This window comes from Saccharopolyspora griseoalba, assembly GCF_042665275.1.
In the GTDB taxonomy this organism is placed as follows: domain Bacteria; phylum Actinomycetota; class Actinomycetes; order Mycobacteriales; family Pseudonocardiaceae; genus Saccharopolyspora; species Saccharopolyspora griseoalba.
This window is the reverse complement of record NZ_JBHTCJ010000008.1, coordinates 67059-86360: the sequence shown is the minus strand read 5'-3', so window position 1 is coordinate 86360 and position 19302 is coordinate 67059. Positions and strand designations below refer to the sequence as shown.

17 protein-coding genes are annotated in these 19302 nt (G+C 72.2%); 7 read left to right on the top strand and 10 right to left on the bottom strand.

Features of this window, described 5'->3' with window-relative positions:
- Positions 1 to 28: 28 nt before the first annotated feature.
- Together ACFQRI_RS16705 and ACFQRI_RS16700 are read left to right on the top strand one after the other, a co-directional pair.
- On the top strand, positions 29 to 1921 hold the full coding sequence (locus ACFQRI_RS16705; RefSeq protein ID WP_380669562.1) for a fumarate reductase/succinate dehydrogenase flavoprotein subunit: 1893 nt from the start codon (positions 29 to 31) through the stop codon (positions 1919 to 1921).
- The gene (locus ACFQRI_RS16700; RefSeq protein WP_380669560.1) at positions 1921 to 2661 is read left to right on the top strand and encodes a succinate dehydrogenase/fumarate reductase iron-sulfur subunit; all 741 of its coding nucleotides are present in this window, start codon (positions 1921 to 1923) and stop codon (positions 2659 to 2661) included. Before ACFQRI_RS16705 ends, ACFQRI_RS16700 begins: the two co-directional genes overlap by 1 nt.
- 94 nt (positions 2662 to 2755) lie before the next feature.
- On the opposite strand, the gene ACFQRI_RS16695 is transcribed toward ACFQRI_RS16700, so the two are convergent.
- The gene (locus tag ACFQRI_RS16695; RefSeq protein WP_380669558.1) at positions 2756 to 3346 is read right to left on the bottom strand and encodes a TetR/AcrR family transcriptional regulator; all 591 of its coding nucleotides are present in this window, start codon (positions 3344 to 3346) and stop codon (positions 2756 to 2758) included.
- 177 nt (positions 3347 to 3523) lie between these two features.
- Between ACFQRI_RS16695 and ACFQRI_RS16690 the strand changes: the two genes are divergently transcribed.
- Together ACFQRI_RS16690 and ACFQRI_RS16685 are read left to right on the top strand one after the other, a co-directional pair.
- Positions 3524 to 4378, top strand: coding sequence for an NmrA family NAD(P)-binding protein (locus ACFQRI_RS16690; protein WP_380669556.1), 855 nt, complete (start codon positions 3524 to 3526; stop codon positions 4376 to 4378).
- An 860-nt stretch (positions 4379 to 5238) separates the two neighbouring features.
- Positions 5239 to 5979: a VanZ family protein gene (locus tag ACFQRI_RS16685; protein ID WP_380669554.1), complete on the top strand. Its 741-nt coding sequence runs from the start codon at positions 5239 to 5241 to the stop codon at positions 5977 to 5979.
- 42 nt (positions 5980 to 6021) lie between these two features.
- On the opposite strand, the gene ACFQRI_RS16680 is transcribed toward ACFQRI_RS16685, so the two are convergent.
- Both ACFQRI_RS16680 and ACFQRI_RS16675 read right to left on the bottom strand, forming a co-directional pair.
- A complete protein-coding gene (locus tag ACFQRI_RS16680) occupies positions 6022 to 6894 on the bottom strand; it encodes an SDR family oxidoreductase (RefSeq protein ID WP_380669552.1) in 873 nt (290 codons plus the stop codon).
- A 140-nt stretch (positions 6895 to 7034) separates the two neighbouring features.
- Positions 7035 to 7580: a hypothetical protein gene (locus ACFQRI_RS16675; RefSeq protein WP_380669550.1), complete on the bottom strand. Its 546-nt coding sequence runs from the start codon at positions 7578 to 7580 to the stop codon at positions 7035 to 7037.
- A gap of 388 nt (positions 7581 to 7968) precedes the next feature.
- Here ACFQRI_RS16675 and ctaD point away from each other — a divergent pair, with 388 nt between their 5' ends.
- The 3 genes from ctaD to ACFQRI_RS16660 all read left to right on the top strand — a co-directional run bounded on the left by ctaD (position 7969) and on the right by ACFQRI_RS16660 (position 11941).
- Positions 7969 to 9750 carry an aa3-type cytochrome oxidase subunit I gene (ctaD, locus tag ACFQRI_RS16670; RefSeq protein WP_380669548.1) on the top strand — a complete coding sequence of 594 codons (1782 nt, stop codon included), beginning with the start codon at positions 7969 to 7971 and terminating at the stop codon, positions 9748 to 9750.
- Between the two features lie 134 nt (positions 9751 to 9884).
- On the top strand, positions 9885 to 11111 hold the full coding sequence (gene serB / locus ACFQRI_RS16665) for a phosphoserine phosphatase SerB (protein ID WP_380669546.1): 1227 nt from the start codon (positions 9885 to 9887) through the stop codon (positions 11109 to 11111).
- 53 nt (positions 11112 to 11164) lie between these two features.
- Positions 11165 to 11941: a peptidyl-tRNA hydrolase gene (locus ACFQRI_RS16660; protein WP_380669909.1), complete on the top strand. Its 777-nt coding sequence runs from the start codon at positions 11165 to 11167 to the stop codon at positions 11939 to 11941.
- A 52-nt stretch (positions 11942 to 11993) separates the two neighbouring features.
- Here the strand turns inward: ACFQRI_RS16660 and ACFQRI_RS16655 are convergent, their stop codons facing one another.
- From ACFQRI_RS16655 to ACFQRI_RS16625, 7 genes are all read right to left on the bottom strand, one after another.
- Positions 11994 to 12599, bottom strand: a complete 606-nt coding sequence (locus tag ACFQRI_RS16655) for an energy-coupling factor transporter transmembrane component T family protein (protein WP_380669544.1) — start codon at positions 12597 to 12599, stop codon at positions 11994 to 11996.
- Positions 12596 to 13270 carry an energy-coupling factor ABC transporter ATP-binding protein gene (locus tag ACFQRI_RS16650; protein ID WP_380669542.1) on the bottom strand — a complete coding sequence of 225 codons (675 nt, stop codon included), beginning with the start codon at positions 13268 to 13270 and terminating at the stop codon, positions 12596 to 12598. The genes ACFQRI_RS16655 and ACFQRI_RS16650 overlap by 4 nt, the downstream gene beginning before the upstream one ends.
- Complete coding sequence (locus ACFQRI_RS16645) at positions 13267 to 14367, bottom strand: thiolase family protein (RefSeq protein WP_380669907.1); 1101 nt, start codon at positions 14365 to 14367, stop codon at positions 13267 to 13269. The genes ACFQRI_RS16650 and ACFQRI_RS16645 overlap by 4 nt, the downstream gene beginning before the upstream one ends.
- Complete coding sequence (locus ACFQRI_RS16640; RefSeq protein ID WP_380669540.1) at positions 14364 to 15650, bottom strand: AMP-binding protein; 1287 nt, start codon at positions 15648 to 15650, stop codon at positions 14364 to 14366. The genes ACFQRI_RS16645 and ACFQRI_RS16640 overlap by 4 nt, the downstream gene beginning before the upstream one ends.
- A 2-nt stretch (positions 15651 to 15652) precedes the next feature.
- Entirely contained in the window at positions 15653 to 16279 is a 627-nt protein-coding gene (locus tag ACFQRI_RS16635; RefSeq protein WP_380669538.1) for a biotin transporter BioY, read from the bottom strand.
- Positions 16280 to 16397: 118 nt separating this feature from the next.
- A complete protein-coding gene (locus ACFQRI_RS16630) occupies positions 16398 to 18551 on the bottom strand; it encodes an ATP-dependent DNA helicase (protein WP_380669536.1) in 2154 nt (717 codons plus the stop codon).
- Between the two features lie 159 nt (positions 18552 to 18710).
- The gene (locus tag ACFQRI_RS16625) at positions 18711 to 19283 is read right to left on the bottom strand and encodes an isochorismatase family protein (protein WP_380669534.1); all 573 of its coding nucleotides are present in this window, start codon (positions 19281 to 19283) and stop codon (positions 18711 to 18713) included.
- Positions 19284 to 19302 lie beyond the last annotated feature (19 nt).

Genomic DNA, 19302 nt, shown 5'->3' with positions numbered 1-19302 from the left:
CGGCCGAGAGAGACCGTAAGGAATCGATGTGGAGATCGAACGGCACGAGTACGACGTGGTCGTGATCGGCGCCGGCGGCGCGGGTCTGCGCGCGGCGATCGAGACCAGGCAGGCGGGGTTGCGGACCGCGGTGGTCTGCAAGTCGCTGTTCGGCAAGGCGCACACGGTCATGGCCGAGGGCGGTATCGCGGCGTCGATGGGCAACGTCAACTCCCGCGACGACTGGCAGGTGCACTTCCGCGACACGATGCGCGGCGGGAAGTTCCTGAACAACTGGCGGATGGCCGAGCTGCACGCCCGCGAGGCCCCGCAGCGGGTGTGGGAGCTGGAGACCTACGGGGCGCTGTTCGACCGGACCCCGGACGGCCGGATCAGCCAGCGCAACTTCGGCGGGCACGAGTACCCGCGGCTGGCGCACGTCGGCGACCGCACCGGGCTGGAGCTCATCCGCACGCTGCAGCAGAAGATCGTCTCCCTGCAGCAGGAGGACCACGCCGAGCACGGCGACTACGAGGCCCGGATCAAGGTCTTCCAGGAGTGCACGGTCACCGAGCTGCTCAAGGACGGCGACCGGATCTCCGGCGCGTTCGGCTACTGGCGCGAGTCCGGGCGCTTCGTGGTCTTCGACGCGCCCGCGGTGGTGCTGGCCACCGGCGGGATCGGCAAGTCGTTCAAGGTCACCTCGAACTCCTGGGAGTACACCGGGGACGGGCACGCGCTGGCGCTGCGCGCCGGGGCGAGCTTGATCAACATGGAGTTCGTGCAGTTCCACCCCACCGGGATGGTGTGGCCGCCGAGCGTGAAGGGGATCCTGGTCACCGAGTCGGTGCGGGGCGACGGCGGGGTGCTGCGCAACTCCGAGGGCGCCCGCTTCATGTTCGACTACATCCCCGAGGTGTTCAAGGACAACTACGCCGACGACGAGGCCGAGGCCGACCGCTGGTACGACGACCCGGACAACAACCGGCGCCCGCCCGAGCTGCTGCCCCGCGACGAGGTGGCCCGCGCGATCAACAACGAGGTCAAGGAGGGGCGCGGTTCGCAGCACGGCGGGGTCTTCCTCGACGTGGCGACCCGGTTGCCCACCGAGACGATCATCAGCCGGTTGCCGTCGATGCACCACCAGTTCAAGGAGCTGGCCGACGTCGACATCACCGCCGAGGCCATGGAGGTCGGCCCGACCTGCCACTACGTGATGGGCGGGGTGGAGGTCGACCCGGACACCGCTGCCTCGCGGGTGCCGGGCCTGTTCGCCTCCGGCGAGGTCGCCGGCGGCATGCACGGGTCGAACCGGCTGGGCGGCAACTCGCTGTCGGACCTGCTGGTGTTCGGCAAGCGCGCGGGCGCGGGCGCGGCCGAGTACGTCGGGTCGCTGCCGTCGCGGCCGCGGATCCCGGAGTCCGACGTGGAAGCCGCGGCGCGCTGGGCGGCCGATCCGTTCGACCCGGGCGATCGGCCGGGCGAGAACCCCTACGCGCTGCACTCCGAGCTGCAGGGGGTGATGAACGACCTGGTCGGCATCATCCGCCGGGGCGAGGAGATGAGCGAGGCGCTCGGGGAGCTGCGCGGCCTGGTGGACCGCGCGAAGCACCTGCAGGTCGAGGGGAACCGGCAGTTCAACCCCGGCTGGCACCTGGCGCTGGACCTGAGCAACATGCTGCTGGTCAGCGAGTGCGTCGCCCGCGCCGCGCTGCTGCGCACCGAGAGCCGCGGCGGGCACACCCGCGACGACCACCCGTCGATGGAATCGCGGTGGCGGCGCAAGCTGCTGGTCTGCCGGACGACCGGCGACGGCGTCGAGGTCACCGAGCAGGCGCAGCCGGCGATGCGCCCCGACCTGCTGGAGCTGTTCAAGCTCGACGAGCTGCGCAAGTACTTCACCGAGGACGAGCTCGCGGACGTGACGACCGAGGAGTCTTGATGGGTTACCAGGCGCACTTCCGGGTGTGGCGCGGCGAGGCCGAAGGCGAGCTGCGGGACTACACCGTGGAGGTCAACGAGGGCGAGGTCGTCCTCGACATCATCCACCGGCTGCAGGCCACCCAGGCGCCGGACCTGGCGGTGCGGTGGAACTGCAAGGCGGGCAAGTGCGGTTCCTGCTCGGCCGAGATCAACGGGCATCCCCGGCTGCTGTGCATGACCCGGATGTCCACCTTCGCCGAGGACGAGACCATCACGGTCACCCCGCTGCAGACCTTCCCGCTGATCAAGGACCTGGTCACCGACGTCTCCTACAACTACGTCAAGGCCCGCGAGGTGCCCGCGTTCACGCCGCCCGACCTGGAGCCGGGGGAGTACCGGATGCAGCAGGTCGATGTGCAGCGCTCGCAGGAGTTCCGCAAGTGCATCGAGTGCTTCCTGTGCCAGGACACCTGCCACGTGATCCGCGACCACGAGGACAACAAGGAGAACTTCTCCGGTCCGCGCTTCCTGATGCGGGTGGCCGAGCTCGAGATGCACCCGCTCGACGAGGCGAAGAACCGGCCGGAGGAGGCCCGCGGCGACCACGGCCTGAGCATGTGCAACATCACCAAGTGCTGCACCGAGGTCTGCCCGGAGCACATCCACATCACCGACAACGCCCTCATCCCGCTCAAGGAGCGCGTCGCCGACCGCCGCTACGACCCGCTGCTGCGGCTGTTCCGCAAGAAGGAGGGCTGACCGCCCGCTCCTGCCCGCCCCGGCGGCCCGGCTCGGGAGCGCGGCGGCGCGCGATCGGTCCGATGGCCGGTCGCCGCACCGCGGCGGGGCGCTGTCATCGCCGGTCGGGAGCGGACTGGTTCCCGCGGATCCCGTCCAGGAGGTAGGTGGTGCGGCGGTCGTAGTCGTCCCGGGGCGGCCGCTCGCCGTGCTTGAGGGCGAGGGCGTTGTCCACGACGAGCGCGTGCAGGTCGCTCGCCGTGAACTCCGGCCGCAGCGCGCCGGACTCCCGCGCGGCTGCGACGAGCTCGTCGTTGACCTCGCTCCCGGCTCGGCAGATCTCCATGAGCTGCTGCGAGTGCGGATAGGCCTGCAGCAGGACGTCGTTGACCGCGGGCTGGCGGTACTGGAGGTCGCGGATCGCGGTGAAGTAGTGCGCGATCCGGTCGCCGGCGTCGTCGATCGTCCGCGTGCGATCGATGACGGCGAACAGCTGCGCGGCGACGACCTCCTCGATGACGGCCTCGATGAGGCCGATCCGGCCGCCGAACCGGTTGAAGATCGTGGCCTTGCTCACCCCGGCGGCCTCGGCGACCTCCTCCAGCGGCACCGTCAGGCCCCGGCCCTGGAACGCACCGATCGCGGCGGCCCGGATCTGCTCCGAGTTGCGCCGGGCATCGGCGCGCAGCCGCGGTTCCGATGGCACCGCACCGGTCAAGGTCCTCACCGACTCCCACTGCCGCTCGGCATCGAAATTTGACTCGCCGGGTCAGCTTACCTACTGTCGCTGGCAGGTCGAAAGCTGACCCGCACGGTCAACTTATGGCGCAGCCCTGTCCGCCAGGGCTGATGCGGTGCGGGCGGACGGGAGGAGGTCGCGAGCATGATCGTTGTCACCGGTGCCACCGGCGGTCTCGGCAGCGCCACCGTGGAGAACCTCCTGGAGCGCGTGCCCGCGGACCGGATCGGCGTCAGCGTCCGCGACGTCGCCCGGGCGCAGCACTTCGCCGATCGCGGCGTCCGGGTGCGGCAGGGCTCCTACGCGGACCCGGCCGCGCTGCGCAGCTCGTTCGCCGGTGCCGAGCAGGTGCTCCTGGTGTCGGGCAACGACCCGGCGGCCGACCTGGTCGGCCTGCATCGCGATGCCGTCGAGGCCGCCGTCGCCGCAGGCGCCCAGCGGATCCTCTACACGAGCCAGCAGGCCGCGGTCCCCGGCAACCCGTACCTGCCGTCGGAGATCCACGTCGCCACCGAGGCAGCCCTCGCCGAGTCCGGAGTGGCCTGGACCGCGCTGCGCAACGGCCCCTACGGAACGCTGGAGCAGGTGCTCGGCCCGTGGCAGCGGACCGGGGAGATCGCCCGCCCGGAGGACGGCCCCGCCCCGTACACCGACCGCGCGGACGTCGCCGAGGCCACCGCGGCCCTCCTCGCCGGGGACCGCTCCTTCGACGGCGCGATCACCCTCACCGCACCGACCGCCGTCACCTTCGACGATCTCGCCGCGATCGCCTCCGACCTGACCGGCCGCACCATCGAGCGCACCGTGCTGAACGACGAGCAGTGGGTTGCCGACCAGATCGCGAACGGGGTGCCCGAGCAGGCGGCCCGGCTCATGCTCACCTGGTACCAGGCCAGCCGCGCCGGCTACTTCGCAGCGGCCGATCCCCTGCTGGCCGAGCTCCTCGGCCGCGAGCCCAGCAGCGTTGCCGACCGGCTGGCGGCCAGCATCGCCGCCTGAAGCGCTTCGTCTGACCGTTGAGCTGGGCGCACGAGCCGGACGCGGTGGTGGAGATGATCTCGGCTCGGATCGCCCCGGGTGGAGCTGCGGCGCCGCCACATCGCCGGCGCGACCCCGAGGCCGACCGGCTGGGAGTTCGCCGCGGTGCTGGAACCGAGCGCCCAGGTCGCGGGTTCTCGGCCGAACCGCCTATTCCTCCGCCCCGCGGTCTCCGACTTTGGTCGCATTCCCGTTCGGCGTAATTTCGGCCATTCCCGAACGCGCTCTTCCCGGTGTTCAATCCGGTGTTCACCGGCGGATGCGAGGAATTCATCGCATAGCGGGAGCGGTAATTTTGTGAACATCCCGCGGTATTGGGAATGCGTTCCGGCGAGCGCGGTCGAATCCCAGTTCACGGTGGTTCCGGGTCCGTTTTCGCGACCATTTCGGACCGGGCTCGTCGGCCTGGCGGATTCTTGCCAGGAGGCTGGAAAGATCCCGGTCGCCAGCTAACTTCGGTGCTGAACGGAGTCGATTCAGGCGGACCTGCCCGGCCAGTCGCGGGATTGGCGGGGGAACGGGTCCGGCAGGTGGCGACGCCCGAACCCCGACGAGGGCGTCGGTACTGCCGGAGTGCTCGTGACCTCGGCACATCCCGTTCCGCCGCCCTCGCGGTGGCGGGTTGGGCGGCCGGACGTCGCGCGAGCCCCGAAGCGGCGTCCGGCCGCTGCCGGCGCCTGAACGAGCATCGAGGAACCCGGTCGACGGCGACCCCTGGAAATGGAATTCACCAACGGTTCCAGCCTTTCGGCGGGTCGTATTCGGCGTGCCGTTTGAAGGCTTGAGTCCTGGCGCTGGCGGCCAGAGGAAGTGCGGCTAACGTGCAGCAGATTCTTGCGGCATTTGACGGATTCGTGCTGGGGCTGGCACTGCTGCTCCTGGCGGCTGTCGGCGCCGGTGGTGCATCTGCGCTCGTCCGCGGCCGTTCCACCGAACCGCACGGGCTGCGCGAACCGCTCGTCGACGCCGGTTTGGCGTACTCCGCCCTCTCCGTCGGATACCTCGTCTTCACCCCGCAGCTGCCGCCGCCGGAACGGGTCAGCCCGGAGCTGGGCAGCGACGTGGAGGTCGCGCTCGCGGCCGGTCCGGGCGACGCGGAGCCGTGGATCCAGCTCGGCGGCAACCTCGTGCTGCTGCTGCCGCTGGGGATGCTGGTGCCCAAGCGCGTGGGTTGGTTCGACAACCTCGGCAAGATCGCGCTCGGCGGTCTGGCGGTCTCGGCGTGCATCGAGCTGGTGCAGTTCCTGGCGATCAGCGGGCGGGTCGCCTCCACCGACGACATCGCCTGCAACACCGCGGGCGCCGCGCTCGGCGGCCTGCTGGCGAAGCTGCCCGGGTGGCTCTCGCCGGCGGCCCGCGCCCAGCACCGGTCGACCGGGGAGAACGACCGCACGGTGTGGCTGCTGATCGAGAAGATCGAACAGGAGCGCCGCACCCGCCGCCCGGCGCGCAGCTCCCCGCACCGCCGCCCGGCGCCGATTCCGCGGGAGGTCATCGGGCACCAGGTGGCGCTGCAGCGCCACCGCACCGAACCGCTGCGGCGACCGAGCAGCTTGGCCTGAAACCGCGCAGCGGCCAGCGGTTCCAGGCCGAACCGCGCGTCGTCAGGAGTTGAGCTTCTGGTTGCGCTCGCTCATGAAGCGGCCGAGCTCGCGGACCTCCTGCTCGAGCTTGGGGATCGCGGTGCGCAGGATCGGCTTGAACAGCTGCTCGGCCAGCAGCGAGGCGTTGAGGTTGCGCAGCCAGTGCAGCAGCGCGATCGAGCGCGGCACGTAGACCCGGCGGCTGCGCTTCTCGATGCCGTCGGCGAAGGCCTTCGCGCACTTCTCCGGCGTGGTGATCGCGCGCATCGGCCAGGGCAGCTTGTTGCGCATCTCGGTGAACGACTCCAGGTCCGAGGCCATCTCGCGCACCAGGTCGGTGTCGATCCAGGACGGGTGAGCGCTGGCCACCGTCACGCCGAGGTGCAGCACCTCCATGCGCAGCGCGCTGGCGAAGGACTCGGCAGCCGCCTTGCTGGCCGTGTAGGCGGCCATCCCGCCGATCGGGGTGAACGCCGAGAGCGAGGAGACCACCAGCAGGTGGCCGCGCCGGTCCACCAGGTGCGGCAGCACCGCGCGGGCGGTGTGGAACACGCCGTTGACGTTGACGTCGATGGTCTTGAGGAAGCCGCGCGGATCGCCCTCGCGGATCGTGCCGACCGGGGCGATCCCCGCGTTGGCCACGCACGCGTCGATGCCGCCGAGCTGCTGGACGGCCCCGGCCACCGCGGCCTCGATGGACTCGGGGACGGTGACGTCGGCCTCGGCCCAGTAGTGCCCCTCGCCGAGCTCGGCGGCGACCGCGGCGAGCTCGGCGGGTTCGAGCCCGACCAGGGCGAGCTTCGCGCCGCGCCGCGCGAGCTCCCTGGCGGTCTCCGCACCGATCCCCCGCGCGGCCCCGGTGATCAGGACGACCTTGCCAGCAACACTGCGCATCTCGCTCTCCCTTGAGTCCCGAGGCCGTACCTACTTCGCAGTAGCCTACTCATAGTAGGTTTCGGTTCGGAAGGGTTCGCCGCCCGAAAGGCGAACGGCCCCCGCGACCAGCTGGTCGCGGGGGCCGGTTCATCGACCAGTCAGCCGAGCGCGTTGAGGTCCTCGAGGGCCTGCTTCTGGTGCTCGGTGATCTCCGTCGCGATCTCGTTCAGATCCGGAGCGCTCTTGGCCTGGTCGGCCAGCTCGGCCGACTGCTCCAGCAGGGACCGCACCTCCTGCTTCCACTGCTGGTCGAAGGTCTGGCCGGTGGCGCCGCCCAGGTTCGACTCGGGCGGCTCCGGGGCCTCCCCCGCGAGCTCGCGCAGCTCGGTCAGCTGCGGCTCCAGCGCGCCCTTCAGATCGGCGGCGAGCTGCTTGACCTGCGGGTTCTGCGAGTTGCGCTCGGCCAGCTCGGCGAGCTGGTTGAGCTGCTCGCGGTTGATCAGCAGCTCCGCGGCCGGGCCGCTCGCCTCGCCGTGGCCGGCCTGGCCGTGCTCGGCCGCGGCCGGGTCGGCAACCCGCTTCGGCGCTTCCGCGGGCGGCGTGCCCGGAGCCGGGGGTTGCTCGCTGTCGTACTCGGCGGGCGAGCAGCCCGCCAGGGCGATGCCGCCCAACAGCACAGCGCCGATGATCGCGCTCTTCCGCACGTGCTTCCCCTCCAGGATCTGGTGGACTTCGTCCCAGTGCTGCCCGGTGCGAACGCAGGCTGGGCGGCCCGGACCTGTTGACCTCAGGCTAACGGGCCGGGTCGGCGGGCGTGCGCGCGACGTCGGCCAGCTTCCCGGCGTGATCGCGAACTGTCTGGTGGATCTCACTCGGGGTGACTGACCGACGCCGGATAAATAGGGTGGCTACGGCCCGGCCGCACCGCGGCCAGAGGTCAGGGCTAGTATCCGCAGTCGGCAGCATTCGCGATCGTCCGCTCTGCAGGGCGCCTGCCGGGTGTCGCATGCTGCCAACCGGCTCAGAAGGGGTCGGGGCGGGTCCGATCGACAGGCGGACCCGAGCAGGCTTCAAGGGAGTGCAGGAGGCACCGTGACGGCCGTCGCGCCACAGCCGATCGCCACGCGCCCTTATCCGGTGCGCAAAACGGTCAAGGGATCGTTCCTGGCGCGGATGTTCCGCACCACGGACCACAAGCAAATCGGCATCCTCTACCTGGTCACGTCCATGGCGTTCTTCCTGGTCGGCGGCCTGATGGCGATGCTGATCCGGGGCGAGCTCGCCGTGCCGGGCATGCAGTTCCTCTCGCAGGAGCAGTACAACCAGCTGTTCACCATGCACGGCACGGTGATGCTGCTGCTGTACGCGACGCCGATCCTGTTCGGCTTCGCCAACTACGTCCTGCCGCTGCAGATCGGTTCCCCGGACGTCGCCTTCCCGCGGTTGAACGCGTTCGGCTACTGGCTGTACCTGTTCGGCGGGCTGATGGTCGTCAGCGGCTTCCTGCTGCCGGGCGGTGCCGCCGACTTCGGCTGGTTCGCCTACACCCCGCTGTCGGACGCCCTGCACTCGCCGGGTCACGGCGCGGACATGTGGATCGCCGGTCTGGCGGTCAGCGGTCTGGGCACGATCCTCGGTGCGGTCAACATGCTGACCACCGTGATCTGCCTGCGCGCTCCGGGCATGACGATGTTCCGGATGCCGATCTTCACCTGGAACATCCTGGTGACCAGCCTGCTGATCCTGCTGGCGTTCCCGATCCTGACCGCCGCGCTGCTGGGCCTGATGGCCGACCGGCACCTCGGCGCGCACGTGTTCGACCCGGAGAACGGCGGCGTCATCCTCTGGCAGCACCTGTTCTGGTTCTTCGGCCACCCCGAGGTCTACATCGTCGCGCTGCCGTTCTTCGGCATCGTCTCGGAGATCTTCCCGGTCTTCAGCCGCAAGCCGCTGTTCGGCTACTCCGGCCTGGTCTACGCGACGCTGGGCATCGCGGCCCTGTCGGTCGTGGTGTGGGCGCACCACATGTACGCCACCGGCGCCGTGCTGCTGCCCTTCTTCGCCTTCACCACCTTCCTGATCGCGGTTCCGACCGGTGTGAAGTTCTTCAACTGGATCGGCACCATGTGGAAGGGCCAGCTGACCTTCGAATCGCCGATGATCTTCAGCGTCGGCTTCCTGGTGACCTTCCTCTTCGGCGGTCTCACCGGCGTCCTGCTGGCCATGCCGCCGGTCGACTTCCACGTCTCGGACACCTACTTCGTGGTCGCGCACTTCCACTACGTGCTCTACGGCACGATCGTGTTCGCCACCTTCGCCGGCATCTACTTCTGGTTCCCGAAGATCACCGGCCGGATGATGGACGAGCGGCTGGGCCAGCTGCACTTCTGGTTGACCTTCATCGGCTTCCACGGCACGTTCCTGGTGCAGCACTGGCTGGGCAACGAGGGCATGCCGCGCCGGTACGCCGACTACCTGGAGTCCGACGGGTTCACCACGCTGAACACGATCTCCACCATCGGCGCGTTCATCCTCGGCGCCTCGATGCTTCCGTTCCTCTACAACGTCTTCAAGAGCTACCGGTTCGGCGAGGTCGTGAACGTCGACGACCCGTGGGGCTACGGCAACTCGCTGGAGTGGGCGACCTCCTGCCCGCCGCCGCGGCACAACTTCACCGAGCTGCCGCGGATCCGCTCCGAGCGCCCCGCGTTCGAGCTGCACTACCCGCACATCTCCGAGCGGATGCGGCTCGAGTCCCACCTGTCGTTCACCGGCAAGACCCTCGCGCACGGCCACGAGGGCGCCGAGACGGCGGTGGTCCAGCCGCCCAAGACCAAGGCCGACTCGGACCGGGACGACACCACCGAGAAGTGACCTCGTCGATAGCCCCGAACGGTACGGGTGTGCCAGGGTGGGGTCAGCTCGACGGCGAGCCCCGGCGGGCCGATGGCCCGCCGGGGCTCGTGCGTTTTGCCCGCTTTCTCGGATAGAGGGGAACAACCGCAGTCGTGAGCTCGAATGCGACCACCGTGCTGATCACCGTGACCGGAAAGGACAAGCCCGGCGTCACCTCAGTGCTGTTCGCCGCGCTGACCAGCCACGGAGTGGACATCGTCGACGTGGAGCAGGTAGTCATCCGCGGTCGGCTGACGCTCGGCGTGCTGGTATCGACCGAGAACGATCCGGAGAGGCTCCAGGAGTCCATCGAGCAGGCGATGGCCACCGTCGGCATGGGCGTCGAGGTCACCCTCGACGCCGAGGACGGCGAGGCGGCCCAGCTCGGCTCCACGCACGTGGTGGTGGTGCTCGGCCAGCCGGTCACGGCCCGCCACTTCAGCGAGGTCTCCCGCGCGCTCGCGGACATCGACGTCAACATCGACGCGATCCACCGCGTGGCCGACTACCCGGTGACCGGGCTGGAGCTGAAGGTCTCCGCCCCCGACTGGGACGACGACGAGGCGCTGGCCCAGGCGATCGCCGACATCGCCGCGCGCTCCGGCGTGGACCTGGCCGTCGAGCGCACCGGCCTGTCCCGGCGCGCCAAGCGGCTGGTGGTCTTCGACGTCGACTCCACGCTGATCCAGGGCGAGGTCATCGAGATGCTGGCCCGCCGCGCCGGGTGCGAGGACCAGGTCCGCGAGGTCACCGAGCGCGCGATGCGCGGCGAGCTGGACTTCGCGGAGTCGCTGCGCCAGCGCGTGGCGGTCTTAGAGGGCCTGCCCGCCACGGTGCTCGACGAGGTCGCCGCCGAGCTGGAGCTCACCCCCGGCGCCCGCACCACCATCCGCACCCTGCGCAGGCTGGGCTTCCACACCGGCGTGGTCTCCGGCGGCTTCACCCAGATCATCGACTCGCTGGTCGACGAGCTCGGCCTGGACTTCGCCGCCGCCAACGACCTGGAGGTAGTCGACGGCAAGCTCACCGGCAAGGTGATCGGCGAGATCGTGGACCGGCCGGGCAAGGCCAAGGCGCTGCGCCGGTTCGCCCAGGAGTACGGCGTGCCCTCCGCGCAGTGCGTGGCGGTCGGCGACGGCGCCAACGACATCGACATGCTCTCCGCGGCCGGCCTGGGCGTGGCGTTCAACGCCAAGCCCGCGCTGCGCGAGGTCGCCGACACCGCGCTGTCCTACCCGTTCCTGGACACGGTGCTGTTCGTGCTGGGCGTCACCCGCGCCGAGATCGAGGCCGCCGACGCCGAGGACGGGGAGCTGCGGCGGGTCCCGCTGGAGATGTGACCTTGACCCCGGGCCGGAACAGCGAGGCGCTCACCGGGGTTGAGCGGAGCGTGCTGAACGTGCTCGACCCGCTCGTCGCCCGGTACGCCTCGTGGCTCTCGCTGCCCGGCGAGGCCACCGCGGACATCTCCGACGAGGACCCCGACAACGTCGTGCTGATGCCGATGGTGCTGCGCATCGAGCGCAACGACCCGCCGGAGCGCACGGCGCTGCTGGAGGCGTCCGCGGCGGCCGCGCTGGCGGTGTGCCTCGACGAGCGCTGCGCCGAGGGCGGCGAGTGGCACGAGGCGATGCGCGGCTGGATCTCCGGCCGCATCCGCAAGGTGGCCCGCCGCGCCCGCGGCTCGCACTGGGACGCCGTGCAGGAGCTGCCCGGCGTGACCGTCGAGGTCGGCGCCGCGCAGGTGCGCGCGTTCCTGCCGATGCGGGTGGCCGACATGCCCAAGGAGCTCAGCAGGCTGCAGATCTCCGGCAGCGAGCTGGCGGTCGACGAGCCCGGTCCGGTGAAGCCGGACGCGCCGGTGCTGTGGCTGCCGCCGGACGTGCCGATGAGCGCGGGCAAGTCGGCGGCCCAGGTCGGGCACGCCACGATGATCCTGGCCGCGCTGCTGCACGGCGACGGCATGGACGCCGAGCTGGGCGCCTGGCGGGACGCGGGCTACCCCTGCTCGGTCCGCCAGGCCGACGAGGAGACCTGGGCGAAGCGGCACCCGGGCGACGACCCGGAGTCGGCCTGGCGCTCGCACGGCGTCGCGGTGGTCCGGGACGCCGGGTTCACCGAGGTCGACCCGGGCACGGTGACGGTCCTGGCGCAGTGGCCGTCCTCCTGACCGCAAAAGGGCTCGTCCCCTCGTGCGAGCCGGGACGTTCGGTGCGAAGGGGCTAGTCGTCCCCGACGCCGCGGGCTGCCAGGGCTTCGCCGAGGTCGTCGGCGTGGCGGAGGGTGCGGACCAGGAACGGGACGGCGAAGGCCGGCACGGAGCGCTCCGCGCCGCGGGCCCGCTGGGCCTCGCGCACGTCGCCGGCGATGCCGGACAGCGCGGCCACGGCCTGCAGCGTGAGCCCGACGAGCAGGCCCACCGACTCCGGGCGCACCCCGAACCGGCGCAGCGGCCGCATCGCCCGCTCCACCGCGCTCACCAGGTCGTCGACCCGCGTGACCAGCGTGAACAGGTTGGCCGCGGCGAGCGCGGCGAGCAGCCGCGTGCTGATCACCAGCGCCCGGTCGGAGCCGAGCATCCACCACTGCAGCGCGAGCACGATCACCACGAGCGGCACCAGGAACCTGGCCAGCTGCCAGCATCGGCGCAGCGGGATCCGGGCGAGCGCGTAACCGGACACGACCGCCGCGACCGGCGCGGCCAGCGCGGCGGGGGAGTCGAGGACGAAGGTCAGGATCGCGAACGCCAGCAGCCCCAGCAGCTTCCAGCCCGCGCCGAGGCGGTGCAGCGCGCTGCTGCCGGGTTCGTAGAGCCCCAGCGGGTTCACCCGACCAGCTCCCGGTAGAAGCTCACCGCCGCGCGCGGTTCGTCGTCGGCCACCACCCGGCCCGCTTCCAGCACGATCACCCGGTCGAAGTCCGCCAGCAGCTCCAGGTCGTGGGTCACCAGCACGACCTGCTGGCGCAGCCCGGCGAGGACCTCGGCGAAGTGCCGCTTGTTGCGCAGGTCCAGCAGCGTCGTCGGCTCGTCGCAGACCAGCACGTCCGGCTCCAGGGCCAGCATCGAGGACAGCGCGAGCAGCTGCTTCTGCCCGCCGGAGAGCTGGTGCGCGGGGTGCTCGGCGTAGCCGCCCAGCCCGTGCTCGGCGAGCACCTCGGCAGCGCGGCGGGCTCGCTCCGCCTTGGACAGGCCCTGCTTGCGCAGCGAGAACGCCACGTCCTCGCCCGCGGTGGGCATCACGATCTGGCTGTCCGGGTTGGTGAACACGAACCCGACGCGGCGCCGCACCTCGCGGCCGCTGCGCACCGGGTCCACGCCGTCGACCAGCACCTTCCCGCTGGTGGGGTGCACCAGGCCGTTGATCGCGCGGGCCAGCGTGGACTTGCCGGAGCCGTTGGCGCCGACGAACGCGACCCGCCGCTCGGGCAGCTCCAGGTCGACGTCCCGCAGCACCGCGCGCCCGTCGTAGTCGTGACCGACGCCTTCGAACTCGATCAACCCACTCGCTCCCACATCGTCGCCACGCCGAGCCCGCCGCCCGAGGACAGCGCGGCCATGCCGATCCGCGGCCCGTCCTGGCGGACCATCCGGCTGAACAGCCGGACCACCAGCACCGCGCCCGACGCGCCCCAGGGGTGCCCGAGCGCGATCGCCCCGCCGTCCGGTCCGGCGAGCTCGTCGTCGATGCCCGCCGCGTCCAGGCACGCCAGCGCTTGACCCGCGAACGCCTCGTTGAACTCCACGACCTCGGGTTCGTGCCGCTCGCGCAATGCGCGCATCGCGGGCACCGCGCCGAGCCCGAGCCGGTTCGGGTCCGCGCCGGAGGTCCGCGCGCCCAGCAGCCGCAAACCCGGCACGCCCAGCCTGACGCGCTGCTCCTCGCTGGTCACCAGCACCGCAGCCGCACCGTCATTGATACCGCAGGAGTTCGCGGCCGTCGCCGTGCCCTCCGAGGTGAAGGCGGGCCGGAACCGGGCGAGGCGCTCGGGCGTGAAGCCGCGGCGGGGCCGCTCGTCGGCGCGCGCCGGACCGATCGGCACGAGCTCGGCGTCGAAGCGGCCCGCGTCCTGGGCGGCCACCGCGCGGGCGTGGCTGCGCGCGGCGAAGGCGTCCTGCCGCTGCCTGCCGATCCCGGCCTCGGCGGCCACCAGGTCGGCCGCCGGCCCCATGTCCGGGTCGCCGATCTCGGCCGGGGCGAACGGTGCTCGCTGGTAGAACCGCGGCGGCTCGGTGGGCGTCCGGGGACGCCACGCCCGCCACGGCGCGGTCGACGGGCTCTCCGCGCCACCGGCCAGGAAGAACTCGTCGCCGGTGACCATCGAGGCGGCGGTGGTGATCGCCGAGAGCCCGCTGGCGCACTGCCGGTCGATCGTCATGCCCGGAGTCGCCTCGCCCAGCCCGGCGCGCAGCGCGGCGACCCGAGCGGGGTTCCCGCCGGGGCCGAGGACGTTGCCGAGCAGCACGTCGTCGACCCGATCGACCCCGGCGTCGTCGAGGACCGCGCGCAGCACCGGGGCGGCCAGCTCGTCGACCGACCGGTTGGCGAGCACTCCACCGGCTTCGCCGATGGGGGTGCGCCGCGCCGCGATGATCACCGGGGGCACAGCGGCTCCCCGGTGCGAAGCCGTTCGGCGATCAGCGCCCTGGCCGGTTTGCCGGAGGCGGTGCGCGGCAGCGCTTCGACGGTCAGCCAGCGCCGCGGCCGCTCGCTCGGGTGCAGCCTCTCGCGGGCCTCGGCGCGTAGCCGCGGCAACCGCGCATCGCCTTCGACGACGGCGGTGACGAGCGAGCCGAAGCGCGGGTGCGCGGTGGCGGTCACGACCACGTCCAGCACGCCGTCGATCTCGCGCAGCACCGCCTCCACCGGTTCCGCGGCGACCAGGCGCCCACCGGTGTCGATCACGGCGCCCTCGCGACCGAGGATCTCCAGCGACCCGTCGGGGTGCTGGATCGCCCGGTCACCGGTGCGGTCGGTGCCGGGTCGGACGAGCTCGCCGCCCTCCAGGTAGCCGTCGAAGGACAGCTCGGAGCGCACCCGGAGCCGTCCGTCGACGACCTCGACGTCGACCACCGGCCGCAGCGCGCCGCCGTGCCGGACCGCGATCAGCGAGTGCTCGGCGGAGCCGTAGTACTCGACGAGACGGCACCCCGGCAGCGCCTCGGCGAGCCGGAGCTCCAAGGCCGGCTCGACCTTCGCCCCACCGCAGACCACCAGCCGCAGCCCGCACTCGGCGCGCAGCGCCGGATCGCGCTCCAGCACGGTCAGCAGCGCCGACAGCTGCGCGGGGACCAGGTGCACGACGGTCGACCACCGCGCCGCCTCGGCGGCCGCCGGTGCCGACCAGCGCCCGAGGAGCCGCAGCTCGGCCCCGCCCCGAAGCGCGTGCAGGGCGCCGAAGAGGAACAGCGAGGAGCTCAGCGGCCCGGGGATCAGCACCTGGTCGCGCTCGTCGAGGTCGACGCCCAGCGCCTCGAAGCTGCGCAGCCAGGAACGGCGCGAGCGGGCCAGCACCTTCGGCCGGCCGGTGCTGCCCGAGGTCGTGGGCAGGTAGAACCAGGTCGACTCGTCGCCCACCGGCAGCTCGGTGCCCAGGTCCGGGCCGGGAGGCGCGGTCACGTCGATGAACGCGTCGGGTCGGGCGTCGGCGAGCACGGCCGCGGCGTCCGGCCACTCCGGATCGGTCAGCAGCGCGGCGCACCCGGCCAGGTCGGCGCCGAGGAAGTGGACCAGCCGGGCGGTCTCGCCGGTTCCGGAGATGACCACGCGGGAGCCCTGCGGCAGCCGGCGGCCCGCGCGGCGCGCGGCGTCCGCCAGCTGCGTCGCGGTCAGCTCACCGGCGATGCCGGAGGTGGGCTCGCGCCCGAGGACCGGGAACATCGTCAGCTCTCGGCCGGCCGCCGCGTCCCGGCCGGCGCCTGCGGCGCGGCGCGGTGCACGGCGACCGCGATCAGCGAGACCGCCACGAGCTTCACCGCGTCACCGGGCAGGAACACCAGGGACTGAACCGCGGCCGAGGGCAGATCGCCGATCATCAGACCCCAGTAGGGGATGCCGATCAGGTAGTCGGCCGCCACACCGGCGAGGTTGGCCAGCAGCAGGACCGCGATGCCCGGCTTCGCCGAGCGCCCCACGATCAGGCCCACCACCAGCGCCGACAGGATCCAGCCGAGCAGGAAGCCCCCGCTGGGGCCGATGAACGGCGCGATGCCGCCGCGGCCACCGGACAGCAGCGGCAGCCCGATCGCCGTCAACGCCACGAACAGCAGCACCGAAGCGGTCCCGCGCCGGGCGCCGAGGACGCTGCCCGCCAGCAGCGGACCGGCGTTCTGCAGCACCACCGGCACGGCCGCGCCCGCGAGGTAGAAGCCGGGGAAGAGCCCGAGGACGGCGATGAACGCGGCGAACACCACCGTGCGGGCCAGGTCGGCGGCAGGCGCGGTCTGACGTGGGGCGGACACGGCATCTCCCAAGCGGATCGTTCGAGGTTGTCGGCCGGTCGGTGCCATCGACGACCGAATCCCGGACAACCTACCCGGTGACCGCGCAGTAGCGGAGCGGTCGTGCCTGCGGTCACGCGCGCCGCTGGCGGCGCGGCCCGCCGCGCCCCACCGCCCGGCGGAGCGATCAGCCCGCGGTGAGGCGGCGCAGCGCGCCGCGGACGACCTCCCCGTCGTGGGTGGTCCAGAACGGCGGCAGCGAGGCCCGAAGGAAACCCCCGTACCGAGCGGTCGCCAACCGCGGATCGAGCACCGCGATCACCCCGCGGTCGGACGCCGACCGCAGCAGCCGCCCAGCGCCCTGCGCCAGCAGCAGCGCCGCGTGCGTGCCCGCGACGGTCAGGAAGCCGTTGCCGCCCCGCTCCGAGACGGCCTGCTGGCGCGCCGAGGCCAGCGGGTCGTCCGGGCGCGGGAACGGGATGCGGTCCATCACCACCAGCGACAACGACTCGCCGGGCACGTCCACGCCCTGCCACAGCGACAGGGTGCCGAACAGCGAGGTCGCCGGGTCGTCGGCGAACCGCTGCACCAGCAGCGAGGTGGTGTCCTCGCCCTGGCACAGCACCGGGGTGGACAGGCGCCCGCGCAGCGCCTCGGTGGCCTGCTCGGCGGCGCGCTTGGAGGAGAACAGCCCCAGCGTTCGGCCCCCGGCGGCCTCGACCAGCTCCGTGAGCTCGTCGAGCACCTTCGGCTGCAAACCGTCGCGGCCCGGCGGGGGCAGCTCGCGGGCGATGTAGAGGATGCCGCTGCGCTGGTGCTCGAACGGCGACCCGACGTCCAGGCCGGTCCACTTCAGCGTTCCGCCGTCGGAGGGCACCTCCTTGGCGGTGGCCATGCCCTCGGCGGGCTCGGCCCGCTGCTGCGGCGGCAGGCCCCACTGCTTGGCCAGCGTGTCGAAGGAGCCGCCGAGCTCCAGGGTCGCCGAGGTCAGCACGGTCGTGCGCTGCCCGAACAGGCGCTCGCGGAGCAGCCCGCCGACGCCGATCGGAGCCACCCGGACCGCAGGCGACCGGTTCGGATCGGCGGCCACCCACACCACGTCGTGCGGCTTGTCGGAGTCGAAGGCCGCCAGCAGCCGGACCGCGGTGTCGTGCACCTCCTCGGTGACCGCGTGCGCGAGCTTGCGCGCGGTGCTGCCCTCGGCGTCCTCCTTGCGCTCGGGGCCGAGGGCGTTGATGCAGGCCCAAGCGGCGTCGCGCACCGCGGCCAGCGCGCCGCCGAGGGCCTCGGGCATCTCCTCCAGGCGTCCGGGGGAGGCGTCGGCGAGGACCAGCTCCAGGCCCTCGGAGGCCTCGGTGAGCTTGTCGGCGGTCTGCTCGTCGACGGCGCGGCCGCAGCGGCGGGCGGCCTGCTTGACCGCACCACCGGTGAGCTCGCCGGTGGCCGCGGAGGTGACCCGGTCGACCAGGTCGTGCGCCTCGTCGACCAGCACCACGTCGTGCTCGGGCAGCACCGGCCGCTCGTCGAGCGCGTCGATGGCCAGCAGCGCGTGGTTGGTGACCACGATGTCGGCCCGGCCGGCCTCGCCGCGCGCCTTCTCGGCGAAGCAGTCGGTGCCCACCGGGCAGCGGTGCACGCCCAGGCACTCCTTGGCGCTGACCGACAGCTGCCGCCAGGCCTGGTCGGTGACCCCCGGGACGAGCTCGTCGCGGTCGCCGGTCTCGGTCTCGGTCGCCCACTCCTGGACCCGCTTGACCTGGCGTTCCAGCGCGGACGCGGCGAAGGCGTCGAACAGGGCGTCCTCGTCGGGCTCCTCCGGGGCGTTGCCGTGGACGCGGTTCAGGCACAGGTAGTTCCGGCGGCCCTTGAGGATCGCGAACGTCGGTCGCCTGCCCAGGGCGTCCTCGAGCGCGTCGGACAGCCTCGGGAGGTCGCGGTCGACCAGCTGGCGCTGCAGCGCGATGGTCGCGGTGGACACGACCACGGTGGTCCCCTCGGCGACCGCGTGGCGGATGGCCGGCACCAGGTAGGCCAGCGACTTGCCGGTGCCGGTGCCCGCCTGCACCGCGAGGTGCTCGCCGGACTCGATGGTGCGCGTCACCGCGGCGGCCATCTTGGTCTGCCCCTCGCGCGGCGAGCCCCCGACGGCGGCCACGGCGGTCTTGAGCAGGGTGTCCAGATCGGGGATCTCCTGCCGCCGCTTGGCCAGCGGGAGCGCGGGTTCCTCCCGCGAGGACTTGCCCGCCTTCGCGAGGTCGTCGGCGATCTCCGGCGGGAGCTCGTCGTCGGCGTCCGGCGCGAACGCGTCCGGGTCATTCCAGTGCGGGACGGAGGTGGGCACGTCGGAGAACCTACCGCGCACCCCCGTCACCCCCGGGCACCTGCCCGACCCGCAACCCCGACGCGCCCGATCCCGACCGCCCGACCGGGCAAACCTGCAATTCCCTCGAGTTCCGCCCGCCGAATTCGAGGGAACTTGCCGTCGGGGGCGGGTGGTGGGTCAGGAGTGGACGATCGGGGTGCCGAGGAGGGTGATGCCGGCGTCGGTGAGGTCGGTCAGGGCGGTGGTCACGGTCTCCTCGGACACGCCGGCGGTGAGGTCGAGGCGGACCGCGGTCGTCAGGCCGTGGTCGTTGGCGTCCAGCGCGGTGGCGCGGACGCAGTGGTCGGTGGCGATGCCGACCACGTCGACCTCGGTGACGCCCCGCTCGGACAGCCAGGAGTACAGCGTGTCCCGGCCGGTGCTGCCCTCGAAACCGGAGTAGCCGTCGCTGTGCTGGCCCTTGGAGAACACCGCCTCCACCGGTCCGACGTCCAGGTCCGGGTGGAACGACGCGCCCGGGGTGCCCGCGACGCAGTGCCGCGGCCAGGAGCGCACGAAGTCCGGCTGCTCGCTGAAGTGCTCACCGGGGTCGACGTGGTAGTCCCTGGTGGCCACCACGTGGTCGTAGCGCGCCGAGGCCATGTGCTCGGAGATGGCCGCCGCGACCCCGGCGCCGCCGCCGACGGCCAGCGCGCCTCCCTCGCAGAAGTCGTTCTGCACGTCCACCACGATCAGGGCCTTGCCGGTCATGGTTCCGATTCTCCCCCGG

Bases quoted from the DNA above. Each gene is read 5' to 3' on its own strand.
- ACFQRI_RS16640 (WP_380669540.1), bottom strand. From the start codon at position 15,650: ATGTTCCCGGTCCTCGGGCGCGAGCCCACCTCCGGCATCGCCGGTGAG.
- ACFQRI_RS16625 (WP_380669534.1), bottom strand. From the start codon at position 19,283: ATGACCGGCAAGGCCCTGATCGTGGTGGACGTGCAGAACGACTTCTGC.
- ACFQRI_RS16700 (WP_380669560.1), top strand. From the start codon at position 1,921: ATGGGTTACCAGGCGCACTTCCGGGTGTGGCGCGGCGAGGCCGAAGGC.
- ACFQRI_RS16690 (WP_380669556.1), top strand. From the start codon at position 3,524: ATGATCGTTGTCACCGGTGCCACCGGCGGTCTCGGCAGCGCCACCGTG.
- ACFQRI_RS16680 (WP_380669552.1), bottom strand. From the start codon at position 6,894: ATGCGCAGTGTTGCTGGCAAGGTCGTCCTGATCACCGGGGCCGCGCGG.
- ACFQRI_RS16635 (WP_380669538.1), bottom strand. From the start codon at position 16,279: ATGGCACCGACCGGCCGACAACCTCGAACGATCCGCTTGGGAGATGCC.